At 66.9% G+C, this 21796-nt stretch carries 17 protein-coding genes and 2 pseudogenes; 11 read left to right on the top strand and 8 right to left on the bottom strand.

Annotated elements, in window-relative coordinates:
• The 3 genes and pseudogenes from A5692_RS29765 to A5692_RS09290 form a co-directional block, all read right to left on the bottom strand.
• A pseudogene (locus A5692_RS29765) lies at nucleotides 1–433 on the bottom strand (hypothetical protein); the annotation flags it as partial.
• 108 nt (nucleotides 434–541) lie between these two features.
• Nucleotides 542–1198, bottom strand: coding sequence for an SAM-dependent methyltransferase (locus tag A5692_RS09285; protein ID WP_068054959.1), 657 nt, complete (start codon nucleotides 1196–1198; stop codon nucleotides 542–544).
• 222 nt (nucleotides 1199–1420) lie between these two features.
• Nucleotides 1421–2245 carry an alpha/beta fold hydrolase gene (locus A5692_RS09290; RefSeq protein ID WP_197514409.1) on the bottom strand — a complete coding sequence of 275 codons (825 nt, stop codon included), beginning with the start codon at nucleotides 2243–2245 and terminating at the stop codon, nucleotides 1421–1423.
• 79 nt (nucleotides 2246–2324) lie between these two features.
• Between A5692_RS09290 and A5692_RS09295 the strand changes: the two genes are divergently transcribed.
• Nucleotides 2325–3224, top strand: coding sequence for an alpha/beta hydrolase (locus tag A5692_RS09295; RefSeq protein ID WP_068054961.1), 900 nt, complete (start codon nucleotides 2325–2327; stop codon nucleotides 3222–3224).
• A gap of 7 nt (nucleotides 3225–3231) precedes the next feature.
• Here the strand turns inward: A5692_RS09295 and A5692_RS09300 are convergent, their stop codons facing one another.
• Both A5692_RS09300 and A5692_RS09305 read right to left on the bottom strand, forming a co-directional pair.
• Nucleotides 3232–4536 (bottom strand): amidohydrolase family protein, encoded by a 1305-nt coding sequence (locus A5692_RS09300; protein WP_068054987.1) that lies wholly within the window; start codon nucleotides 4534–4536, stop codon nucleotides 3232–3234.
• Complete coding sequence (locus A5692_RS09305) at nucleotides 4530–5777, bottom strand: CoA transferase (protein WP_082962501.1); 1248 nt, start codon at nucleotides 5775–5777, stop codon at nucleotides 4530–4532. The genes A5692_RS09300 and A5692_RS09305 overlap by 7 nt, the downstream gene beginning before the upstream one ends.
• Nucleotides 5778–6006: 229 nt before the next feature.
• Here A5692_RS09305 and A5692_RS09310 point away from each other — a divergent pair, with 229 nt between their 5' ends.
• The 4 genes from A5692_RS09310 to A5692_RS09325 all read left to right on the top strand — a co-directional run bounded on the left by A5692_RS09310 (nucleotide 6007) and on the right by A5692_RS09325 (nucleotide 11712).
• Entirely contained in the window at nucleotides 6007–6870 is an 864-nt protein-coding gene (locus tag A5692_RS09310) for a WecB/TagA/CpsF family glycosyltransferase (RefSeq protein WP_082962502.1), read from the top strand.
• A gap of 317 nt (nucleotides 6871–7187) precedes the next feature.
• Nucleotides 7188–8651: an oligosaccharide flippase family protein gene (locus A5692_RS09315; RefSeq protein WP_068054962.1), complete on the top strand. Its 1464-nt coding sequence runs from the start codon at nucleotides 7188–7190 to the stop codon at nucleotides 8649–8651.
• Nucleotides 8648–10657, top strand: a complete 2010-nt coding sequence (locus A5692_RS09320; RefSeq protein ID WP_068054964.1) for a glycosyltransferase — start codon at nucleotides 8648–8650, stop codon at nucleotides 10655–10657. The genes A5692_RS09315 and A5692_RS09320 overlap by 4 nt, the downstream gene beginning before the upstream one ends.
• Nucleotides 10654–11712: a glycosyltransferase gene (locus A5692_RS09325; RefSeq protein WP_068054970.1), complete on the top strand. Its 1059-nt coding sequence runs from the start codon at nucleotides 10654–10656 to the stop codon at nucleotides 11710–11712. Before A5692_RS09320 ends, A5692_RS09325 begins: the two co-directional genes overlap by 4 nt.
• A 31-nt stretch (nucleotides 11713–11743) precedes the next feature.
• On the opposite strand, the gene A5692_RS09330 is transcribed toward A5692_RS09325, so the two are convergent.
• Nucleotides 11744–12694: a class I SAM-dependent methyltransferase gene (locus tag A5692_RS09330; protein WP_068054973.1), complete on the bottom strand. Its 951-nt coding sequence runs from the start codon at nucleotides 12692–12694 to the stop codon at nucleotides 11744–11746.
• 16 nt (nucleotides 12695–12710) lie between these two features.
• A complete protein-coding gene (locus tag A5692_RS09335) occupies nucleotides 12711–14720 on the bottom strand; it encodes a hypothetical protein (protein WP_068054975.1) in 2010 nt (669 codons plus the stop codon).
• A gap of 619 nt (nucleotides 14721–15339) precedes the next feature.
• Between A5692_RS09335 and A5692_RS09340 the strand changes: the two genes are divergently transcribed.
• Entirely contained in the window at nucleotides 15340–16527 is a 1188-nt protein-coding gene (locus A5692_RS09340) for a glycosyltransferase family 4 protein (RefSeq protein ID WP_156766001.1), read from the top strand.
• Here the strand turns inward: A5692_RS09340 and A5692_RS09345 are convergent.
• Nucleotides 16463–17461 (bottom strand): polysaccharide deacetylase family protein, encoded by a 999-nt coding sequence (locus A5692_RS09345; RefSeq protein ID WP_068054980.1) that lies wholly within the window; start codon nucleotides 17459–17461, stop codon nucleotides 16463–16465. The genes A5692_RS09340 and A5692_RS09345 overlap by 65 nt on opposite strands.
• Before the next feature lie 195 nt (nucleotides 17462–17656).
• On the opposite strand from A5692_RS09345, the gene A5692_RS09350 reads away from it, so the two are divergent.
• From A5692_RS09350 to A5692_RS28980, 5 genes and pseudogenes are all read left to right on the top strand, one after another.
• On the top strand, nucleotides 17657–18613 hold the full coding sequence (locus tag A5692_RS09350; RefSeq protein ID WP_197514410.1) for a methyltransferase domain-containing protein: 957 nt from the start codon (nucleotides 17657–17659) through the stop codon (nucleotides 18611–18613).
• 70 nt (nucleotides 18614–18683) lie between these two features.
• Nucleotides 18684–19637 (top strand): FkbM family methyltransferase, encoded by a 954-nt coding sequence (locus A5692_RS09355; protein WP_231984248.1) that lies wholly within the window; start codon nucleotides 18684–18686, stop codon nucleotides 19635–19637.
• Nucleotides 19634–20380 (top strand): class I SAM-dependent methyltransferase, encoded by a 747-nt coding sequence (locus A5692_RS09360; protein WP_197514411.1) that lies wholly within the window; start codon nucleotides 19634–19636, stop codon nucleotides 20378–20380. Before A5692_RS09355 ends, A5692_RS09360 begins: the two co-directional genes overlap by 4 nt.
• 57 nt (nucleotides 20381–20437) lie before the next feature.
• Nucleotides 20438–21394 carry a class I SAM-dependent methyltransferase gene (locus A5692_RS09365; RefSeq protein ID WP_082962509.1) on the top strand — a complete coding sequence of 319 codons (957 nt, stop codon included), beginning with the start codon at nucleotides 20438–20440 and terminating at the stop codon, nucleotides 21392–21394.
• A 39-nt stretch (nucleotides 21395–21433) separates the two neighbouring features.
• Nucleotides 21434–21796: pseudogene (locus tag A5692_RS28980) on the top strand (hypothetical protein); the annotation flags it as partial.

Raw genomic sequence — 21796 nt, forward strand, 5'->3', positions numbered from 1 at the left:
GCTGCGCGGGATCGTGTCGGCCGCGGACCTTGAGGTGGAGTGGCCCGCCGCACTGCGGACGCCGCCGATCTGGGATGCGGTGCGCCAGCGCCGGTACCTGCACCGGCGCGCGGTCCACTACGGGGACCACCCCGCGCAGGTGCTCGACGTCTGGCGCCGCACGGACCTGCCCGCGCAGCGCCGCGACGGAGACGTCCCGGGCGCTCAACCCGTCGGGCAGGCGGGCGTCGTCGCCGTCGGGCGACCGGCGGGGCTTGGTCATCCCGGAGAAGAACTCGGGGGCGTGCCGGGCGCCCCAGATGCCCATCGCGGTGAGACCGCCCAGCGGCTCGAGGTGCTTACCGACCACCGGTAGCGAAGCACCCGCGACGCTCAAGGCCAGCGCGTAGTCGCCGGGACGCGCCCGCAGCAACCATTTCGCGCACGATGTCATAGCCGGCCTCCTTGCCGTGGTGTTAGGGCAGCGTACCCCCGCCCCCGGCTCCGAAACTGACGTTTGCGTCGACGCCGCGTCGGCCGTCGTCGGCGCCTCTGCCGACGCTCAAATCGCCGCCAGGCAGGCGATCACCCGACCGCCGATCAGGCGAACACCGGTCAGCGTCAGGCCGACCTGAACGGCCAGCGCGGCGGCACTGTCCACGCCGACCGACGCCCACCGGAACCAGGGCCCGACCTCACAGGCGGACTCCAGCCGGACCCAGCGCGATCGGATGCCGATGTTCTCGGCGTCGAATTCGGCCACGCACCGCCCGCCCCGCGCCAGCAGCTCGGCGGCCCGTCCCAGGATGCGGCACGGGTCCCCGCCGAGGCCCACGTTGCCGTCGACCAGCAACACCGTCTGCCACAGGCCCGTCGCGGGCAGTGGGTCGAACACGTCACCCAGCAGGACCGGCGCGCCGCCGCGGCCCGCCAACCGGATCGCGGTCACCGAGCGATCGATGCCCAGGGCCGGTATCCCCCGCTGAATCAGCCGGGCCACCAAACGGCCCGGCCCGCAGCCCAATTCGATCGTCGGCCCGGTGCACATCCGCGTGACGGCTTCGTCGAAGTCCTCGTCGAAGGCGTCGCCGGGACGTGCGTCCTCGGGACATCGCACGCCCAACCAGCGGTGCGCCGGCAGCGGCCGCAGCTCCCCGTCGTCGTGGCGAATCCAACATCGCTCGCCGCCGAGCGCCCGATCGTAGAGATGGCCCAGCATTCACGTCCCTCGCGTCCTGCCCCGCCGGGCGGTCCACGCTCAGTCCCGGTGAGGGACGTTGCGACGACGAAACGCTGGCGCGTCTCGCCCTCGCCAGCACTCCACCGATACCCCGATAGCTGTTCGGCTAATCCACCGCGCTTGGAGTACGCGCGCGGGAGCGGAATGGTTCATCTTCCGACCCGCGTGAGAAGAAGTCCCGTCGCCCATGAGTTCTCCGGATCAATGGACAGCACCGAAGAGGAAGCCATCCAGTACGTCGTTCACCCGGGCCGGGTCTTCCAGCGCCGCGAGGTGCGCGATCTCGTCGAGCACGGTGAAGGAGGCGTTGGGGATCGACTCCGCCATCGCCCGGGTTTCGGCCACGGGGAAGGTGGCGTCTTCCGCGCCGGCGACCACAAGGACAGGAGCCGTGATCGTTCGCAGCAGGGCATGCTGGTCGGGACGTGCGGGCACCACGCTGCGGACCGCCCAGCGGGCCGAATCGATGTTGACCCCTCGCAGGTTCGCGCGCACGGTCTCGACCACGTCCGGACGGGTGCGCAGTGTCGTCGGGCCCAGGAAGGCGCGCAGCGCCGACCGTGTCAGCGGCGGCCGGATCCCGCCCAGCACCGCCGCCGCGCGCAACATGGCCGCGTATTTCGCCTTTTGAACGACACCGGCTCTCGACGCGGTGCAATTCATCAGGACGGCGCGGTCCAGGCGGTCGGGATAGCGGGCCGCGAACGTGGCGCCGATCATGCCGCCCCAGGAATTGCCGACGAAGTGGGCCTTGTCGATGCCGAGCCCGTCCAACAGGTCGACGACGCAGCGGGCGCAGTCGCCGAACGTGAAGGCCGACCGCAGGGGCTCGCTGCCGCCGTGGCCGGGCGGATCGATCAGCACCAGGCGGTGGCTCGCGCCGAAATGCGCGGCCTGGCCCGCCCACAGGTCCCCGGTCATCAGCAGGCTGGGCCACAGCAGCACGGCGGGGCCGGTGCCGGGGCTGACCTGGACACGGATCTTGCCGAGCACGGTATCGACGAATCGCGGAGCGTATCCGGTCATGTTGCCTCCCGATGTCTCCAACCGCCGCATACCACTGATAGCAGGTCCTCGAGCGTTCCGCGTCAGTGATACTGATGCGGTGCCGAACACCGATGTTCACCCTGACCTCCAGCGGGTCGCCCGTTTTGCCCCGCGTCGACTCGTCGGTCCCCGGACCCTGCGGATGATGCGGGTGGGAATCGGGCTGCGCGACCGCCTCGGAAAGCCCGTCGACGGTGTCGAGGAGATCACGCTGGGTTCGGGAACCGGTGTCCGGCTGTTCCGGCCGGCCGGCGTGGCCGAGCCGACCCCCGCGCTGCTGTGGATCCACGGGGGCGGCTACGTGATCGGCACCGCCCGGCAGGACGACCGGCTCTGCAGCGGGTTCAGCCGGCGGCTGGGCATCACCGTCGCGTCGGTGGAATACCGTCTGGCGCCCGAACATCCGTATCCCGCGCCGCTGGAAGACTGCTATTCGGCGTTGACCTGGCTGGCCGGCCTGCCGTCCGTGGACCGCTACCGGGTGGCGATCGGCGGCGCCAGCGCCGGCGGCGGGCTGGCCGCGGCTCTGGCACTGCTCGCCCGCGATCGCGCCGAGGTGAGCCCCGCGTTCCAGTTGCTCACCTATCCCATGCTCGACGATCGCAGCTCGGCGTCCGCCCACAACGCGAACTACCGGCTGTGGGACACCCGCAGCAATCGGTTCGGCTGGGCGGCATACCTCGGCGACGCCGACCCGGAGGTCGCCGTCCCCGGGCGCCGCAAAGACCTCAGCGGGCTGCCGCCGGCCTGGATCGGGGTCGGCACCCACGACCTGTTCCACGACGAGGATCTGGCCTACGCGCAACGCCTGACCGCCGCCGGGGTGCCGTGCCAGGTGGAGACCGTGCCGGGAGCCTTCCACGGATTCGATCTCATCGCGCCCAAAGCGCAAGTGTCGCAGCGGTTTTTCGACAGTCAGTGCGCCATGTTGCGGGCGGCGTTCGCCATCGCGTCGTGATCGCCGCTCACATCGCGAAGTAAACGAGCTCCCCACCGATGATGGTGGCCGCCACCATGCCGGCGTCCAGCTCTGCCAGCGCCGTCGCGGGTGGCTCGCTCAGCACGCAGAGGTCCGCCGGTTCTCCGGTCGCCACCGTGCGCGGCCGGGCCGGCCGGTCCGGCCGGCCCAGGAACATCGTCAAAGCGTCTCGCGCGGAGACACATTCGTCGGCGCCCACGACGGCACCGCTCGGGGTGGTGCGGTAGACGGCGGCGCGCATGGCCGTCCAGGGGTCGCCGTGGCCGAAGGGCATGTCGGTGGACAGCGCCACGGGCACCGTCGCCTTCAGCAGCGAGGCGACGCGCCACAGCTGGTCGTGCTCGGCGGCGGGGACGTCGGCGAGGTAGTGATCGCCGCGCTCGGCGACGAAGTTGGGCTGCGTCACCACCGTGACTCCCAGCTCGGCCAGGTCGGACAGGTTGTCGTGGGGCACCATCGCGGCGTGCTCGATGCGGTCCTGCGGATGGCTGCCCGCCGCCCGCAGGGCCGCGATGGTGACCACGAGTTGGGCCGTGGTCACGCAGTGCACGGCGACCGGCCGGCCAGCGTCGTGCCGGCCCGCGATCCAGTCCGCCAGCCCGTCCACATCGAGCCCGTCGTCGTGCAGAATCTTCTTGCCCGGCGACAGGAAGCTCGGCCGGGGCCGGAACTCCCCGCGCCGATGCGCCACCACCAGCGACACCATGTCGTCGGCGTCGAGGTCGGGGGTGGCGTCGGTGACGCCGGTGACGCCGGTCGCGGTGATGCGCCGGCTCAGCTCCGCCAGGTCGCTTTCGCGCCGCTGCAGCAGGTCCGACCAGCCGTGGTCCGCGCTGCGCAGCCTCCCGTCGGGGTGGTCGGCCAGGCCCACCCGGCCCAGCGCCTCGGAGTTGAGGATCCACAGCGCACCGCTGCGGTGCTGGATGCGCACCGGGACGCCGCGCACCATGGCGTCGAGCGCGTCCCGGTCCAGGTCGCCGGCCACCGACTCGTGGTAGCCGACGGCGCGAATCCACCCGTCGGGCCCCGGCGTCGCGTTCGACAGCAGTTGCGCCAGCTCGGTTTTGGTGCTCACCCCGGGCGGCCCGACGAGGAACGAATCGAGTGCCGAGGCCGCCGAACGCACGTGCACGTGGTGGTCGTGCAGGCCGGGCAGGACGGTTCCCCCGCCGGCGTAGAGCACGCCCTCGCCGGGTTCGGCGACCAGGCCGTCACCCATTTCGTCGATCCGCTCCCCGAACCGGATGTCGGTGGTCGTCCCGTCCAGCAGGGTGGCCCGCCGAATCAGCATGGCGGACATCTTCTTTGGGCCACCATCCGGCGCACCGCCTCGTTGTCGTCGCCGAGCCGGGCCGCGGGCCGGCCCGGCGGCGGAATCGGCGGGGGCGGCGCGGGCCGGTTCGCGCGCGACGCCTGCGTCGGCAGCGCCGCGTAGCCGGCGGCGACCGCGGCCATCGAGACCTCGATCAGCTCGCCGCCGCCCCGGCCCAGCGAGTCGGCGACCAGCCCGGTCGCCGCCAGCCCGGTCAACGGATCGGCGATGGCGTCGCCGCAGAACACCGGCCCGTCGGCCGCGACGCCGACGAGGCCGCCACCGACCGCGGCGTCGTCGCCGAACGCCGGCCGCTCGTCGAGGTGGCCCTTGATGCGCAACCAGATTCGCCCTTGCCGTGCGGGGACGTTGTCCGGTCCGAGCCGGCGCCGCGTCAGCGCCGCGGGGCGCGAGCCCTCGATCACGACATCGGCCGCGGCGAGCAGCTCGCGCAGCTCGTCGGCCTGGCGATCGAAATCGACGCAGTACGAGAGCTTTTCACCGTTCATCCAGTCGAAGAACGCGGGGCTGCCCGCTCGGGTGCCGTCCGGGCGGCCCGGGCTCTCGACCTTGACCACCGACGCTCCCGCTCGTGCCAGCAGCTGTCCGCACAGCGGGCCCGCCCACATGGCGGACAGGTCGGCGACCAGCAGGCCCGCGACGTCGCGCGCCGGTCCGCGGGCACCCCGTGGTCGTATCCGCGGCGCCGTGGGCGCGGCTTCGCCCAGGGCCGCCGCGGGGATGTCGAGCAGTGTCGTGCGCTCGATGATCGCGGCGAGCGGTTGCGTTGCGGCCCAGCGCCGCAACACCGGCCAGGGGTCGCAACCGACGTCGTCGCTCTGCACCAGCGCGGGGACGGCGGCGGCGTCGTCGGGGCGCGACAGCGTGATCGCGCACCAGCCGTCGGCGGCCACGAGCAGCCGGGTGGCGCCGCCGGCGGACACCCGGCCGCCGCGGGTCAGGCCCAGCAACGCGGCCCGCCCGGCCAGCAGGCGGGCGGCATCGATGGTCAGGCCCAACCGCTCGCCGACGGCCGCGGCCACCCGCTGGGCGTGGGTCAGCACGTTCGCCCGGGAGAAGTCGGGCGGGCCGTCGGGCAGGCCGGTCAGGTAGGCCAGCCCGCTGCTCCCCCACTCGCTGTCCCACAGCGACGGCACCGAACTCACCCCACCATGATGCGCGAAGGTCGCCGGGCCCCGGACGGGACCGGGTTTGCCCATCAAGACAATGACCCGCCGACACCGTAGGGGCCGGCATCGGACGGTGCGGGCACAGGGCACGGGGATCCACCCAACGGGTTAGCGCCCCATTTACGCACTTTCGCGACCCGCTTTTGGGACTATCTAATACGTGTCGGCGACGATGGCCCTTGCAACATCACGCACGCCGTCGGGCGGGCGCGACGGGCTGTGATATGACCGCGGAGCCGCGAAAAGCGTTGGTTCGGCCATGACCCACGACATGCCGTCCGCGGCCGGCGTGCGCATGGCCATCAGCGGCAACATCGTCGAGCGCCGCGGGTTCGATGAGGTGCTGTCCATCATCGCCTCGCGCCTGCAATCCGCGTCGAAAGTGGGCCTGGCGGTGGGCTCGGTGAACCTCGACCACTTGTACCATTTCCGGAAAATGACGGCGCGGCCCACAGGTCCGCTCGAATGGCTGTTGCTGGCCGACGGGATGCCGATCGCCTGGCGGGGCCGACTGCTCACCGGCAAGCCGTGGCCCCGGGTCACCGGCGCCGACCTGCTGCCCGCCGTGTTGGCATTGGCCGAAGAGTCGGGTCGACGGATCGGCTTTTTCGGCGGCAGCGCCGAAACCCACGTCCTCCTTAAGGAGTTTTTGAGGGAACGTCATCCGGCGCTTGCAATTTCGGGGATGTGGGCACCGGACGCGCACAGCATCGCATCGTGTTCCGAAAGTTGGGCAGCGGCCGTCCACGCCGCGCGCACGGACATCCTCGTCGTCAGCCTCGGCAAGCCTGCGCAAGAGCGCTGGATCGACCGATACGGATGCGCGACAGGCGCACGAATCTTCCTGGCGTGCGGCGGTGCCATCGATTTTCTGGTCGGCAAGACGCAGCGGGCGCCGAGCTGGATGCAAAACCTCGGCCTGGAATGGCTCTATCGGTTGACCCACGAGCCGCGTCGGTTGGCTCGCCGCTATCTACTGCAGGGTCCTATCGCATTGCTCCGCGCGGCGCGTGCGCAGCTCATCTGCTATCCCGCTGTCGACTACGCGGGCTACACAGACGCGCCGACGGGCGACGACGCCACGATGCCCGGGCGGAAGCGGGGCCGTAATCACATTGCTTGAACGAGATCCCCACGAGCCACCAGCTTTGACAATCCAGCCGCCCCCGAGCGCGTCGTACCCGGGACTTGCAGGAACGTTCCGGCCATTAACGCGCCCCGTCGTTTCCTCCCCTTCTTTGATCCCGACGCGTCCGGTCGGAGTGCCGGGCAGAATTCTGCGTCAGCCGGCGAGCTGGGATCCACATCAGGGCAGTGGCGCGCTGCGCGACCCAAGTCGCCTATTGGTTTCTTCGGCCGGCGCAGAAGTGGGCAACAAGTTGCAACTGGTCCCTGCCGGCTACGCAGGTGGTGTAAAAAACGCCAGAGGAGTCACGAGCAATGACTGAGCCGATGGCGCCCAGTGAGGTCGTGCCGTCGGTGCCGCTGGCGCGGTTGACCCGCGCGTTCTCGATCCAGCTGGTGTGCCGGGTATTGGGGATGATGGCCTCGGTGGTCTCGGTGGCGATGACCGCTCGCTATCTGGGTCCCGGTCGCTATGGCCAGCTCACCATCGCCGGCGCGTTCATCGGGATGTGGATGAGCCTGGTCGATCTCGGTATCGGCCGCGTCATCGTGCGCCGCGTCACCTCTGGTCGCGGCGAACTCGAGCGCCTGGTCCGGATCTACAACGGCGTGTCGCTGGTGTACTGCGTTCCGCTCGCGGCATTGGCGGCGGGATCCGGGTTGCTCGTCTACCGCGACCACGACGTGCGCGTCATGCTTGTGGTGTTGTCGGCGCAGGTACTCATGATGACGATGACTACACGGCTTGAGCCGGTGTTTCAGGCGACCATCCGGTTCTCCGCGGTGGCCGTCTCCGACCTCTTAGGTCGGCTGGCCATGCTGGCGATGATCAGCTTTCTGGTAGCGGAACGAACCGATGTCATCTGGTTCGCAGTCGCGCAGCTCATTCCCACCGCGCTGCAAGTGCTGATCCAGAGCAGCGCGGCGGCGCGGCAGGTTTCGTTCCGCCCGATCTTCGCACCGCGGGAAATCGCAAACTTGTTGCGGGAGAGCCTCTTTCCCATGGGGGTGACGGTGATCACCGTCCTGTACTGGCGCGCAGACGGCGTGATCTTGTCGTTGGTGAACACCCATTCCGAGGTAGGCGTCTATGGGTTGGCCTCTGCGATCGCGCTCAACACCCTGATCATCTCGGTGTTCTTCCTCAAGTCCACGCTCTCAACGGCCACCGAGCTGTTTTCCCGCGATGTCGCGGCATTTGCCGCCTTCGTGCGCCACAGTGTCGCGTTGATGTCTTTCGTGGCGGTCCCGATCGCGGTAGTCGGAGTATTGCTGGCTGGACCCCTGATTCGGCTGTTCGGCGACCAAGCGTTCGTCGACCGTGGTACGCCGACCCTGGCATTGCTGTTCGTCGCGGTGGCAATACGCTTCGTCGCCACCACCCTCGGCGAGGATCTGTTCGCCAGCAATCATCACCGGTTCTGGTTCTGGCTGTCGGTCGCCACCCTTGCGCTCAACATCGTGCTCAATCTCGTACTGGACGGGCGGTTCGGCGCCGTCGGGGCCGGCGTCGCACTGGTGTGCACGGAATTGCTCAGCATGGCGATTGCCGGCTTTTGGCTGCGCCGCCAGTGCGGCTACCGCACGCCGGTCGTTTTCTTGCTGCGGCTGCTGGTACCGACCGCAGCGAGTGTCGCGGTGACGATCCTGCTTCGGGGTCAGCACGTAGTAGTCGTTCTGGTCGCAGCCGCCGCTGTTTATCTGGCCACCAGCGCGGCGGTCGGACCGCTCACCTGGTCGACGTTGGTGTCGTTGCGCCGGAAAGGGCTGATGGCATGAACCGCGAATTGGACCGGGCATATCTGAAACGCCCGGCCGGCCCGGTTGCCCTACCCGCCGACCGGTCGCTTGCGGTGCTGATTGCGCCTGACGAGAGCCAAGACTCGCTTCAGACGTGCCTGTCCAGCGTCGCCGAACATCTCCCCGACCTACCGGTTTTTGTCTACCGGGACAGCGACGACGGGTCTCCCGGTCATGCGGAACTGGCCGGTCGCTATCCGGCGGTGCACTGGGTGCCGGGACCGGCGAACCCGGGCCTTGCCGCGGCCTTCAATGCGCTGGTGGACCAGGCACCCAGCGACACCGATCTGCTATTGCTCAAAGCCGATGCCCGCCTGCGAGGTCCGTTGACCCGCACCAGAGAGTTGCTTCGCCGGCCTCACGTGGCAGCGGTCTCGCCGTTGGTGCATGACGACACCGCACCGGGCCGCACACCGTGGGACGTCGCAACCCACCGCCTGACACTTCTTCGCGCGCTGGTCGCGGTCGCCGGCTACTCCGATTCACTGCGCGGCACACCGGCCTCACCCCTGTATGCGCACCAACCCCCCGAATCGCGCGCCATCCAAGGCAATTTGGCAGCTGCCTGCCTGGCAATCAACCGGGCGGCGTGGAACGCCATCGGCGGCTTCGACGAGGAATTCTTCCATTATGGCGAGGCAGCCGACTGGGAAAACCGCGCGCGCGCCGCGGGTTGGCGCATTCTGCTGGCCGACGAACTCGGCGTCGAACGGGGTAATCGGGCGACCGGCGCCGCTGTGCGCGCAACCGGCCGAGCGGACGGCGAAGCCGTCGCCGCTGCCGAACGCCGCAACCGAGACCTGGCGCGCACCAACGCCGCCCTACTACTCGAACATCAAGACAACGTTCACCACGCGGACGTGTATCTCGCCGGCGCGGCGCTGTTGGAGCGCCTGCAGCCCTCGAAGCGCCGCGCTCGCAATACCGCTCGCGCCCGCCACCACAAGGGCCTGCCGGCAATCGTGATCGTCACCAACCGCCTGGTCTACGGAGGTGCCGAGCGGCAGAAGGCCCTGCTGGCCACGGAATTGGACCGACGCGGCTACCCCGTCACCGTGGTCTGCGTGCAACGGTTCGGACCACTGATCAAGGAGATTCCGCCCAGCGTGCGGGTGGTACGCCAGCCCTGGTGGGCACCGATCATCGACATTCCCGATGGTCCGGCGGTGCTCATCAGCGGAGACACAAACACCGAGACGGGATTTGCCACCCTATGGCGCGCGGGCGCGGCGGGCCGACGCTGGTTGGTTGCAGCGCATATTCCCCCCGCGGAAGACCGGCCCATCTACTCGCGGCCACTGGCCGCGGCGATGCGGCGTGCCGACGGGTTCATCGTGCTGGCGCAACGCCATTGGGACATGCTCACCGCCCACCATCGGCTCGGGGAACGGCGATTCATCGCACCCAACGGCGTGGCCTCGAGCGACGACCCGGCTCCGCCGCCGCGCACCGTCGGTGAGCCGCCGCACTTGGTGATCCTCTCGCGCATCGTCGAGCACAAGAATCCTCATCTGCTGGTCGATGCGCTCGCCGGCCTCGTCGATATGCCGTGGAAGCTCTCGATTTTCGGTGACGGCCCAGACCGGGAGAAGCTGCAAGCCCGCACTCCCGGCACGTTGCTCGACCGGGTTCAGTGGCGCGGATGGTCGGCGGGCCCGGGTCCCGCACTGGCCGACGCAGATCTGCTGTGCGTCCCGAGCCGCTCCGAGGCATTCCCGCTGGTGATTCTCGAGGCGATGGCCCGGGCGGTACCGGTTGCGGCGTCGGCGGTCTGCGCCGTCCCCGAAATGCTGGATTTCGGACGGGCAGGGTTCGTCGTCGAACCCGTGTCGGTGTCGGGATGGCGAGAACACCTGGCCCGGATCCTGGCGGATCCCAACGTGCTGCCATCGGTCGGACAGCGCGGCTTCGAACGCATGCGCAAGCACTACACGGTGGAGGCAATGACCGACGCCTACCTCGACGCAATCGCCGCTGTATTATGAATTCCCTTAGGGTGCTTTGGCTTTCGCCCTGGATGCGGTCGCTGGCACGCGTACAGATCGAAGCGCTGCGCCGGCGGGAAGTCGACGTGCTACTGGTTACCACCGACCTACATCCGGAGTCGGACGCTGCCCGCGATTACGAATTGGTGCTCGATCCACGGTTGGGCAAGGCGGCGACCTGGGCTGCGACCGTCACGGCCTGGCGGCGGGTCCACGAGTACCGTCCGGACGTCGTGATCGCCGAGCTGGTGCGCGATCCACGCTGGATCGCGCTGGCCGGGCGGCTTCCACGTATTCAGCTGGTGCACGACGACCGCCCTCACGTCCCCATCGAACAGCGGCGAGTCTACGAACCCGTGGTGTTCGACCGCTGGGGCGCGCACTCGGCGGCCACCGTCACCTACAGCGGCTACGTCGCAGCCGCTGTCGCGATGCGCCGCGACGTCGCCGGCACACGGGTGCACGTGTTGCCGCTTACCAGCGACCTTGATCCGGCCCGGGTCCCGCCGCTGGTGGGACCCGAAGGGCGCCATGACTTCGCCATGGTCGGCCGGCTCTACTCCTACAAGAACGTCGACGTAGTGCTCGAAGCCTGGCAGCGACACGTCGTCGGCGGCGGCTGGCGCGGCGACAACCTCGTGCTCATCGGCGACGGGCCACTGGACACCGCCGCCCTGCCGAAACACACTCGCTGGCTCCCGGGCTGGTATCGCTACGCCGATGTGGTCACGACACTGGCCGCTGCGAAGGGGTCGGTCGCCCACTACCGGCGCGCTTCCCAAAGCGGCGTGCAGGTGCTGTCAATGCAGCTGGGCGTCATGCCGATCGTGTCCACCGCCGGCGGCCTGCCTGAGTATCAGCCGCCGAGCTTCCCCCCGGTCGGTGTGGACGACATCGCGGGGCTCGCCGCCGCCTTCGACATCCTGGCCGACTCGTCCGCTGCGGCAGAGCACGGAGCCGCGGCAGCGCGCCACTACGCGCGGCGATTCACCGTCGATCGCGCCGCAGATCGCTTGCTGGACGTCATCGCCGAGGTGGTGGGTCGCCGACGCTGACGGGGTCGGCAGAAAGATCTCCTGAGAAATCTCATTTTTTGGCGATCAGGGAGACAGTGCCGGAGAAAACACCGATTTGGCAGCAGATGGTCGCGCACAGACGACGGAAGCCGGGAGCGGGTAAGGTCGCCAGGAATCTTTCGACCAAGAATACGAAACGCAGAAACAGGCTTCCGACCGTCTCGGGTTTGGCGAACCGTCCGATCCCCAACGCCGCAAGCATGATACGGAATCTTCTTGGCACGAATCCATAGCGGACGTCGGCGAAACCAGCGCGCGTCGCCGCCTCGAATAATTCGCGGCACGTATATTCTTTCAAGTGCATGCCTGCCGGCTCGCCACGTTTGAATACACGCGAGACATCGTGCGGTCCGGTGTATTTATTGGGGGTGTTGAATATGTAGCGGCCGCCCTTCTTCAATATGGAACGGGCGCTCGTCAGATGGCTCTCCAGATCATCCGGATGTAGGTGCTCGATCACCTGATCCGAGACCACGACGTCGTAAGTTTCGGCGGGCTCGAACCTGTCCAGGTGCACTCCGTCCGACATTCCCCATGACGGGTTTGCATAGGTCCCGGGCAGAAGCTTTTCTCCGCGTTCGCCGGTAATCTCTGTACCCTTGCAGTCGTAACCATTCAGCGCCAGAAAAGAAATGAGGCCACCCTGGCCGGAACCGATTTCATAGATCGACTTCGGAGGTGGTCCGATCAGGTCGAGCCATCCTCCGAATCTTTCCTGCGGAGATCTCGGATCGGCTAGGTTTGAGAATTGATTGAGCCAGCCCAATTCGCTATAGAGCCGGGTGTAGCACCGGTTGAAAGTTTGCCATCTGTCCCCGGGTGTGGATCGGAGCAACTCCGAGGTTAGTTGCTTTTCCAGCTTCCAGTGATCCAATATCATTTGCTCGGTGATAGTTACTTCGGCCGGAATGCTGTATGTCTTCTTGTAGCGGGCTATTAATTTGTTACCCCTCGGCTCCATAAGGCTGGCAGTCCTTTTATCGGCTGCGGTGTAACCCGCGTCGGCTGCGCAGCACGATCACGCCCGCCCCGATCACGGCCACGGCGAGCCACGCCCCGCCAAGCCACCAAAGCCATCCCGAGTCCGAGTGCTGACCGGACGCCGCGCCCGGACCGGACGTGTCCGCATTCGGGCGATCGATCATCACGGGATCTTGTCCGGGAAACGACACCAGCGCGAGACCCTTGACCCTCGGCCAGCGCGTGTTGTCGCTACCGAGCCATTTGATCAGCGCATCGAGCTGGCCCGGCACGCCGTTGGAGGTCGCGATCAGCAGTGACCGGCCGCGGTTGAAAACCGTTTGGAAAGACGCGAACCGCAGTGTCGGATCCAGCGTGATAGTGGTGGGCTTGCCGTCGGACGTGAAGGCGTTGACGGTGATCGGCCCGCTGGGACCCGCGGACACCGGAAGCGCGATGTCGGGGTGGTTCCATCCGTCGGCTGCAATCAGTATCGCGGGCTTCGACGAATCAATCGCTTGCTGCACGCCGGTCACGGTGGTCTCGAGGGGTATCGAGCTGAAGCGCTGCAGGCCTACCACAATGTCTACGGCGCGCGAGGTGTCAGCAAAGGAGTGCGGGCCGATGCCCACCTGGATCTGGGGCATCAATGTTTGCGGCACCGATCGCAGGCCTTCTGGCACAGGCGGCGCCGCGGGGCTGCTCTGCACAGTGCTATCGCCGTCGATAGTCAACGTGAGCTGCTGGTCTCCTGCCCCCGCGGTGTAGAAATCTCCGCACCGTCCAACGTTGCCCGAAACGATTAGCGTCAAATCAAGACCGGTCCACCGCTGCAGGAGCCGATCCGGGACGTCGACCCAGCGGTCGATCACTCCTTGGCCGTCGGTCGGCCATCGGTCGATGGTCTCCGAGCCCACCGCCGCGACGATCTGACCGCCGATATTGGCCGGCGTCGGGGAGTAGGAGCCGCGCAGATGCATCCGCACAGAGTGAATGGATCTGCCGAACCGCGTCTGGTCCAGTCCGATCGAGACCCGCGGTTGCAGCCCCGTGGAGTTGACGATGGGCTGCCCCAGCTCACGCAGCGTGGCCGTGTCGCCAGGCAGCGCAACGTTGGACTTCAGCGACGTCGCGGCCGCTTTGGACGACATGGCCAGTCCGGATAGGTCGCTGAAGAGCAACGCTGTGTCCGAGTCGGCGCTTCGCCCCAGGGGTCCTGAAATCAACATCCACGGCACGCCGCCGGCGCCCTGCAGGGAAAGCCCGGTGTCCGGTCCCTCTTTGACGACGATCTGGCGTTCCTGCGGTCGCGCCGGCGTCGGCGGTGCCGCCTGCCCTTCGCCCAACGGCGCCACGCCGATGTCGACGAGCTGTTTGCCGTAGTGCGCGGCGGCGGAGGTGGCCAATCGAACTGCCGTATCGGATTCCGCCGCCGACGGCGATTGCGGCAGGAATATGGTCAGCTTCCGGAGCACCGGCGGCAAGAAGGCGGCCACCGTAGTGGGCGGCTGTTCGACCCCGGTGTAACCGACAGTTGCGTTGGTCAGACGCAACGGGCTCCACGCATAGACGCACAATCCTTCCACGGGCACCAGGTACGCACGCAGTGTCACGGTCACCGAGTCATTGATCACTTCCGCTGCGCCCATCGGGATGACGATCGGCGCTTGATCGGTCGTGGGGACGTTCACCTTCGCGATGTCGCGATCGTTCTGCGAGACGATGATCGTCCCCGACCGCATATTGACCGGCGGTTGGACGGTCGCGTTCAGGGCGGACGGTGTCAGCCCGTGCGGAACCGGCACGGTCAGCTGCGCCGTGCCCTCCAGTCCGTAAAACGCCAACGTGGAGCCATATCCCAGGTCGTTCAACGACATGGTCAACGAGGCGGTTGTTGGACCAGGGGCGGTGGATTCGGTCGTTGATCCCGGCTCGGTGGGATCAGCCCACGACGGCGGGGCACTGATGGCTAAGAATCCGATCACACCGGTCAGGGCAATAGCTCTACCCATGCAGTTCCCGAACATCAACGGAATCGTATTCGCTACCGGACACCGGTCAAGGGCACAAAGACCTGACACGCCGTAGGCGAAAGACTCTCTGGCGGCCATTTCGCGGGATTGCGCCGTTGTTCGACTGCGGGCCGGACATCGGGAACCGGGGGTTCAATCAATCCGCCGGCCGGCTGTAGGGAAACACCGTCCGAATTCGTCCACTTTCCGTGCCCCGGGACCGGCGATCTGGACAACCGCGTCAGAGACCATCGAGCGGTGGACCGGCAGCAAAGAGAGTCGACCCGCCAGCGCGAATTGCACCGGGTGCGGTCGGCGCGATAGCCCCCTTATGAGATTGGCAATGCGCCAACCGGTTTGGCGAAGTATTCCTTTACGAAAACAAATGCCGAACGCTAATGGTCGGCCAAGCGAACCATTAGTCAGCGACGCGTATATGCGTCCCTCGTTGCGCGGAGGCGCGTATCACGCTCGGCAAACGGCAGGATTTATTCGCCGCAGGCGGTGCGATGTGCGTTAGGGTCTTTGCGGATACCGGCCTCGCGGCGGTAAGGGGAATTCGGTGACCGACATACGGCGGTGCCGGTCGTCATTCGCGGCGGGTGATTACAGGTAGGAACTAGGAGACTTTGCGGTGCCCGGACGATCGGTTGGCAACAACGCGCCGGCTGCCATGCCGATCCGGGTGCTGATTATCGGGAACGCACCGGCCGGGCCAAACAGCCGCGGCGGCATGGCGACGGTGGTGCGGTTGCTCATCGACGACACCGACCCACGCTTCCTCATTCGCATGGTCCCCACCTTCGTCGACGGCCGCCTGCCGGCGCGGCTGTGGACGGGAGTCTTCGGCATCCTCAGGGCGTCCGCGCTGCTGTTGTTCGGCTTCGTCGATGTACTACACGTCCACTATTCGCTGCGAGGCAGCGTCGTCCGCAAGTCCGTGCCGCTGTTCGTCGCGCGGCTGCGGGGCGTCTCGACGATCGTCCATTGCCACAGCCACTACTTCTTCACGTGGTTCGATGGGCTGCCACCGCCGCTACGCCGCGCTGTGCGGGCGGCGCTGCGCGCCGATTACCTTCTGGTGCTCGGTCAATCCCTGCTCGAAGAGTCCCGCAGCCGGCTCAGATTCGACGAATCCAATAGCCGAGTCGTTTACAACCCCGTGGTCATGCCGGCCGTCGCGCCGTCGCCGCGCACGGGGCAACCGTTGCGTGTGGTGTCGTTGGGCAGGCTGGCCGACAGCAAGGGAAGCTACGACCTCGTGCGGGCGGTCGGCATCCTGCCGGACGACATCCGCGCCAACCTGAGGGTGACGCTGGCGGGTGACGGCGAAGTGCACCGGGTACGGGAGTTCGTCCGCGCTCAGGCTCTCCACAACACAGTCGACGTCCTCGGCTGGGTCGGCCCCGCGGAGCGGGACCGGCTGTTGGCCGAATCGGCGATTTTCGTGCTGGCCTCCTACAGCGAGGCCCTTCCGATGTCGGTGCTGGAAGCGATGGCCAACGGGGTAGTACCCGTGACCACCGCGGTGGGCGCGATACCGGAGGTGATCACCGACGGAATCAACGGTGTGCTGGTCAGTCCCGGCGACCCTGACCAGTTGGCGGCCGCGCTGCATTCCCTCATCGTCGACGCCGAACTTCGCAATCGGCTGGCCGCGGCCGCCAACGCGCGTGCCGGCGACTTCGACGTCGCCCGCTGGCGAGATGCGCTGCACGACGTGTGGCTTGCCGCCGCCTCGCGGGACGCGCGGCCCCTCAGCTCGCCGCGGCCATTCCGCGGCTGCCGCCGTAGCGCCGCGGCAGCCCGCCGGAGACCATGAGCCGAAAGTAGTCGAAGGACGAGTCGCTGCCCACCGCCAACCGCGGCAAGGCGAGCGGGTCGCTGCCGCGATGAGCGAATCCCGCGGTAGTCGACAACGCCCAGCGCACGCCATGGCGGCGCATCACTTCTTTGGCGCGGGCATCGAAATCCCGTGGTCGGCCATTGGGATAGGCAAAAATCGTTGGCGCCCGCCCGGTCTCACGTTCGAGGACCGCGCACGATTCGGTGATCTCTCGCGCCACCTTCTCGTCGCTGCAGCGGGCGAGGATCGGGTGGGTCACCGTATGCGGGTACAGCGTCACCAGACCGTCTCTGGTGATGTCGCGCGCCTCGTCCCAGGACAGCATCCGGAATGGTCCGGCGTCGCCGCCGGGGTCGCCCAGCACGCCGAAAATCTCGCCCAGCACGGTGAGCCGTTGTCCGTCGGGCAGGTCTTTCAACCGGTCAACCGCGGCGGCGTAAACCGCACCGCGATTTGCGGCGCCCTCCAGCGAACGAGTGCCCAGTCCTAGTGCGACCAGATCGATCTCGGTCGCGGTGGTGCGGGCGATCGCCAGCCAAAGTCGATCGGGCCAAAGGGTTTCGTCGCTGCCCATCGGGCCCGTCGCCAGGAACACCGCCGCGGGCAAGTTCAGATCCCGCAACACCGGCACCGCGTGCGTGGCGAGATTGCGGGTGCCGTCGTCGAACGTGATCGCCATGGCGCGGGGTGGCAACGTCCCCGCCGCAAGGCGATCGAGGGCCTCATCGATCGGGAGGACATTGAAGTGCTTGCGGATGTACTCCATTTGACGGCGGTACAGCTCCAAACCGAGCACGTGCCAGCAGGGCGGTGACACCGGCTCCGCTTCCACACCGTGGAACACCACGATGGCCAGCAGGCCGCGGTGTCGCCGCCGGGAAAACGCCGGAACGCCCGCAGCGCACAGCATTCCGGCCGCGATATTCTTGATGATCGCGCGGGTCGCTGGCGGTGCGAGGCCTCGAAGTCTTGCCGTCACCTGTGAAACTCTAGCCACCGCCCACGGGTTTGACTTCAACACGTTTCAGGACCGTCTAGCCGCTGGTGTCATCTACGTATGCAATTTTTGCCGTCGTGTCGAAAGGGTGCTCGGTATTGTGAGGCGGTGCTCGCCCTCGACACGATGGTCGACGAGGACCTGTTCATCTGCCCGCGCTGCGCGAGCCCGGTGCGCTGCCCGGGGGGCCCGTGGCGATGCACGAACGCGTCCTGCCGCTACGCCCAGGAACCGTTCCCGACGGTCTCGGGGGTACCGGCGCTGGTCGATTTCGAACACAGCGTGCTCGACGCCGATCGGTTGGGCGCGTCCCAGGGCGCCTCGGTCGTTCGCCGGTCCAAACTCAGCCACGTCCTGAATCGGCTGATCCACCCGCCCAACACCACAGCCGCCGCGCAAGTCGCCCGAATGTTGCGGCTGCTGCGGGCCGACGCCGCCGCGACCGGGCGGCCGCCCCGAATCCTGGTGATCGGGGGCGCTATCCAGGGCGACGGGCTGGCAGAGCTTTACGCCGATCCCACAGTCGATCTGATCGCCTTCGACATCTACGTCAGCCCCCTGGTGCAATTCGTCGGCGACGGCCATGCGATACCCCTGGCCGACGGCTGCGTCGACGGCGTGGTCATCCAAGCCGTGCTTCTGCACGTGCTGGAGCCGACGGTGGTGGCGAAAGAGATCCATCGCGTGCTGCGCAGCGGAGGGATCGTCTACGCCGACTCGGCCTTCCTGCAACAGGTGTGCGAGGGGCCTTATGACTTCATCCGTTTCACCGACAGCGGCCACCGGTATGTGTTCCGCGACTTCGAATGCATCGACTCCGGCTGTGTGGCCGGCGCCGGGACGGCGTTACGTTGGTCGCTCGACCATTTCGTGCGCGCCCTGACCCGCTCGATTCGGCTCGGCCGGATCATGTCGCTGTGCTTTTTCTGGCTCAGCTACCTCGACCGCTTCCTGGACCCCGGGCACTCACTCGACGGCGCCAGCAGCGTCTTCTTCCTCGGCCGCAAAAGCCCCGTCCCGATCACCGAGGCCCAGATCATCGCCTACTACCAGGGCGGCATGTGAAAATGCCGCGACACCGATGAACCCGAGTGCGGTGCGGGACCTCCTCCGCCCTTCGCGTCTCACCCACATAGTGGATGTCGGGGCGAGCCGGAGCTGCGGCGACTGGCCCTACACGCCGATGCTCAATGCCGGCTTGTGTTACGTGACGGGCTTCGAACCCGGGCGCGAGGCGTTGCGCGAGTTGCAAGAGACGTGTGGTCAGTACGAGCGCTACCTGCCGTACGCGCTTGGCGACGGAAACCCCCAGACACTGAACGTCTGCCCGGCGCCGGGGGCCATGACCAGCCTGCTCGAGCCAGACCCGTTGGCCCAAGGGCTTTTTACGCTCTTCGATCGAGTCGGTGAGGTGATCGCGCACGTCCCGATCGATACCCATCGACTCGATGACACCCATGAGATTGAGCACCTCGATCTGCTCAAGATCGACATCCAGGGCGGCGAGCTGGCCGTATTCCAAAATGGGCGGACGAAGCTCGCGGAAGCGGTGGCAGTCCAGACCGAGGTGTCATTCATTACCGTGTATCGAGGCCAGCCCCCATTCGGAGAGATCGATTTAGAGCTACGACATCAGGGATTTGTTCCGCACTGCATTCCCGGCGAAGTGAAGAAGTGGGTGATCGGCGACTTTGCGCTCGGCGATCCCTACCGGCCGCTGAACCAGATCTTGGAGGCCGATGTCGTCTACGTGCGGGACTTCATCCACTCGGACGGGATGAGCGACGAGCAGTTGAAGCAATTGGCCATGATCGCGCATTACTGCTACGGGTCGTTCGACTTGGCATTCCGGTGTGTGCGGTTACTGGAGGACAGGCGCGCCGTGGACGAGGGAAGCCCGCAACGGTACCTGGAGATTTGTAAGCGGACCGTCGGTTACAAACGAGCACTCTGGTGGGCGCAACACAGTGTCGCACGGCTGAAGTATCGAGTGGGTGCGTGGGGCAATCCGGTTGGCCCGGAAGGGATCAGGACCATGGGTCAGACAACGAAGGCCGATCGCCAACGGACGTCGCGGAGGAATAGGTGAGCACTCGGACAGAGTTGGAGACCGTCGACAGCTGGCAAGAGGAAGCGATGCTCGTTTCGTCGATCATCAAAAGTCACGGCGGGCCACTGGAGATCCTTGAAGCCGGTTGTGGGCTTGACTGGCCACTCGATCTGGAAGGCGTCGACTATCGGTTGACGGGTATCGACCTTGACGAAGATGCGCTCCAAAGCCGTATCGAGACAATGGGCGACCTGGACGAGGCCATCATCGGTGACCTCACGCTACCTGCGACCATCCAACCCGATCGCTACGACGTCATCTACAGCTCTTTCGTCCTCGAGCACATACCTGACGCCGAGGGCGCGCTCGTCAACATGATCAACGGGCTCAAGCCGGGCGGCCTTCTGGTGCTGCGTATCCCGGATAGGGACTCGGTATACGGATGGACCGCAAGGCACGTGCCGTTCTGGGTTCACGTCGCCTATTACCGGTACTTTGTTCGTTACCCCCACGCTGGAAAGCCGGGCCACTCGCCATTTCCCACCTACTATGCGCCCCTCATTTCCCGCGCCGGCATACGCGACTTCTGCGCCAGAAACGGATGCTCAATCCTCGAAGAGCGCGGCCACACGTACTACGTGCGTGGCACGACCGCTCGAATCCGGATCACTCGGGCGTACGCGAAAGCCCTGTGGGCCTTCTCGTTTGGCACTCTGGCATGGCGGCACAACAACCTCACCTATGTGATACGTAAGTCAGAGTCTGGCCGCATCGCGGATTAGGCACATCCGATATCCAATCGGCCGCCCGCTCGATGGATCTCTCGGTATTCTGGTTCGGTGCTCGCCCTCGACACGATGGTCGACGAGGACCTGTTCATTTGCCCGCGCTGCGCGAGCGCGGTGCGCTGCGCGGGTGGTCTGTGGCGATGCACCAACGCGTCCTGCCGCTACGCCCAGGAACCGTTCCCGACGGTCTCGGGGACACCGGCGCTGGTCGATTTCGAACACAGCGTGCTCGACGCCGACCGGTTGCGGGCCTCCCAGGGCGCCTCGGTCGTTCGCCGGTCCAAACTCAGCCACGTCCTGAATCGGCTGGTGCACCCGCCCAACACCACAGCCGCCGCGCAAGTCGCCCGGATGTTGCGGCTGCTGCGGGCCGACGCCGCCGCGACCGGACGGCCGCCCCGAATCCTGGTGATCGGCGGCGCTATCCAGGGCGACGGGCTGGCAGAGCTTTACGCCGATCCCGCAGTCGATCTGGTCGCCTTCGACATCTACGTCAGCCCCCTGGTGCAATTCGTCGGCGACGGCCATGCGATACCCCTGGCCGATGGCTGCGTCGACGGCGTGGTCATCCAAGCCGTCCTGGAGCACGTACTCGAGCCGACGGTGGTGGCGAAAGAGATCCATCGCGTGCTGCGCAGCGGAGGAATCGTTTACGCCGATTCGCCGTTCCTGCAACAGGTGCACGAGGGGCCGTATGACTTCACCCGTTTCACCGACAGCGGCCACCGGTATGTGTTCCGCGACTTCGAATGCATCGACTCCGGCTGTGTGGCCGGCGCCGGGACGGCCTTACGTTGGTCGCTCGACCATTTCGTGCGCGCCCTGACCCGCTCGATTCGGCTCGGCCGGCTCACCTCGCTGTGCTTTTTCTGGCTCAGCCACCTCGACCGCTTCCTGGACCCCAGGCACTCACTCGACGCTGCGAGCAGCGTCTTCTTCCTCGGCCGCAAAAGCCCCGTCCCGATCACCGAGGCCCAGATCATCGACTACTACCAGGGCGGCATGTGAAAATGCCCCAACGCCAATGAAGTCCGACGTCGATCAGGTTTGACTCGTGATCCGAGGCTTGATCAGTCGCGCATCGTGAAGACCGCCTTACGCGCGACCGCGATGTGGATGGTGTGGTTTTCGCGGCGGGAGTGTTTGATGGCCAATCAGGCTGTCCTGCTTGGTGAAAAAGGACGGGTCGCACCTCGCGTGCGGATTGGGCAGCCGGGATTTGTCGTACCCGGCTGCGATGATGAAGTCATGTCTTCGACCGCATCGGGTGCCGCGGCAGTGAATCCTGCTGAGCGTGTTGAGGTGCTGTTCGCGGAGTTGGCGGGGTTGGCCGGTCAGCGCAATGCGATTGATGGGCGCATTGTGGAGATCGTCGCCGAGCTGGATCGCGACGAGCTCTGCGGGGCCACG

Origin of the sequence: Mycobacterium sp. E342 (genome assembly GCF_001667665.1) — a bacterium.
GTDB lineage: Bacteria > Actinomycetota > Actinomycetes > Mycobacteriales > Mycobacteriaceae > Mycobacterium.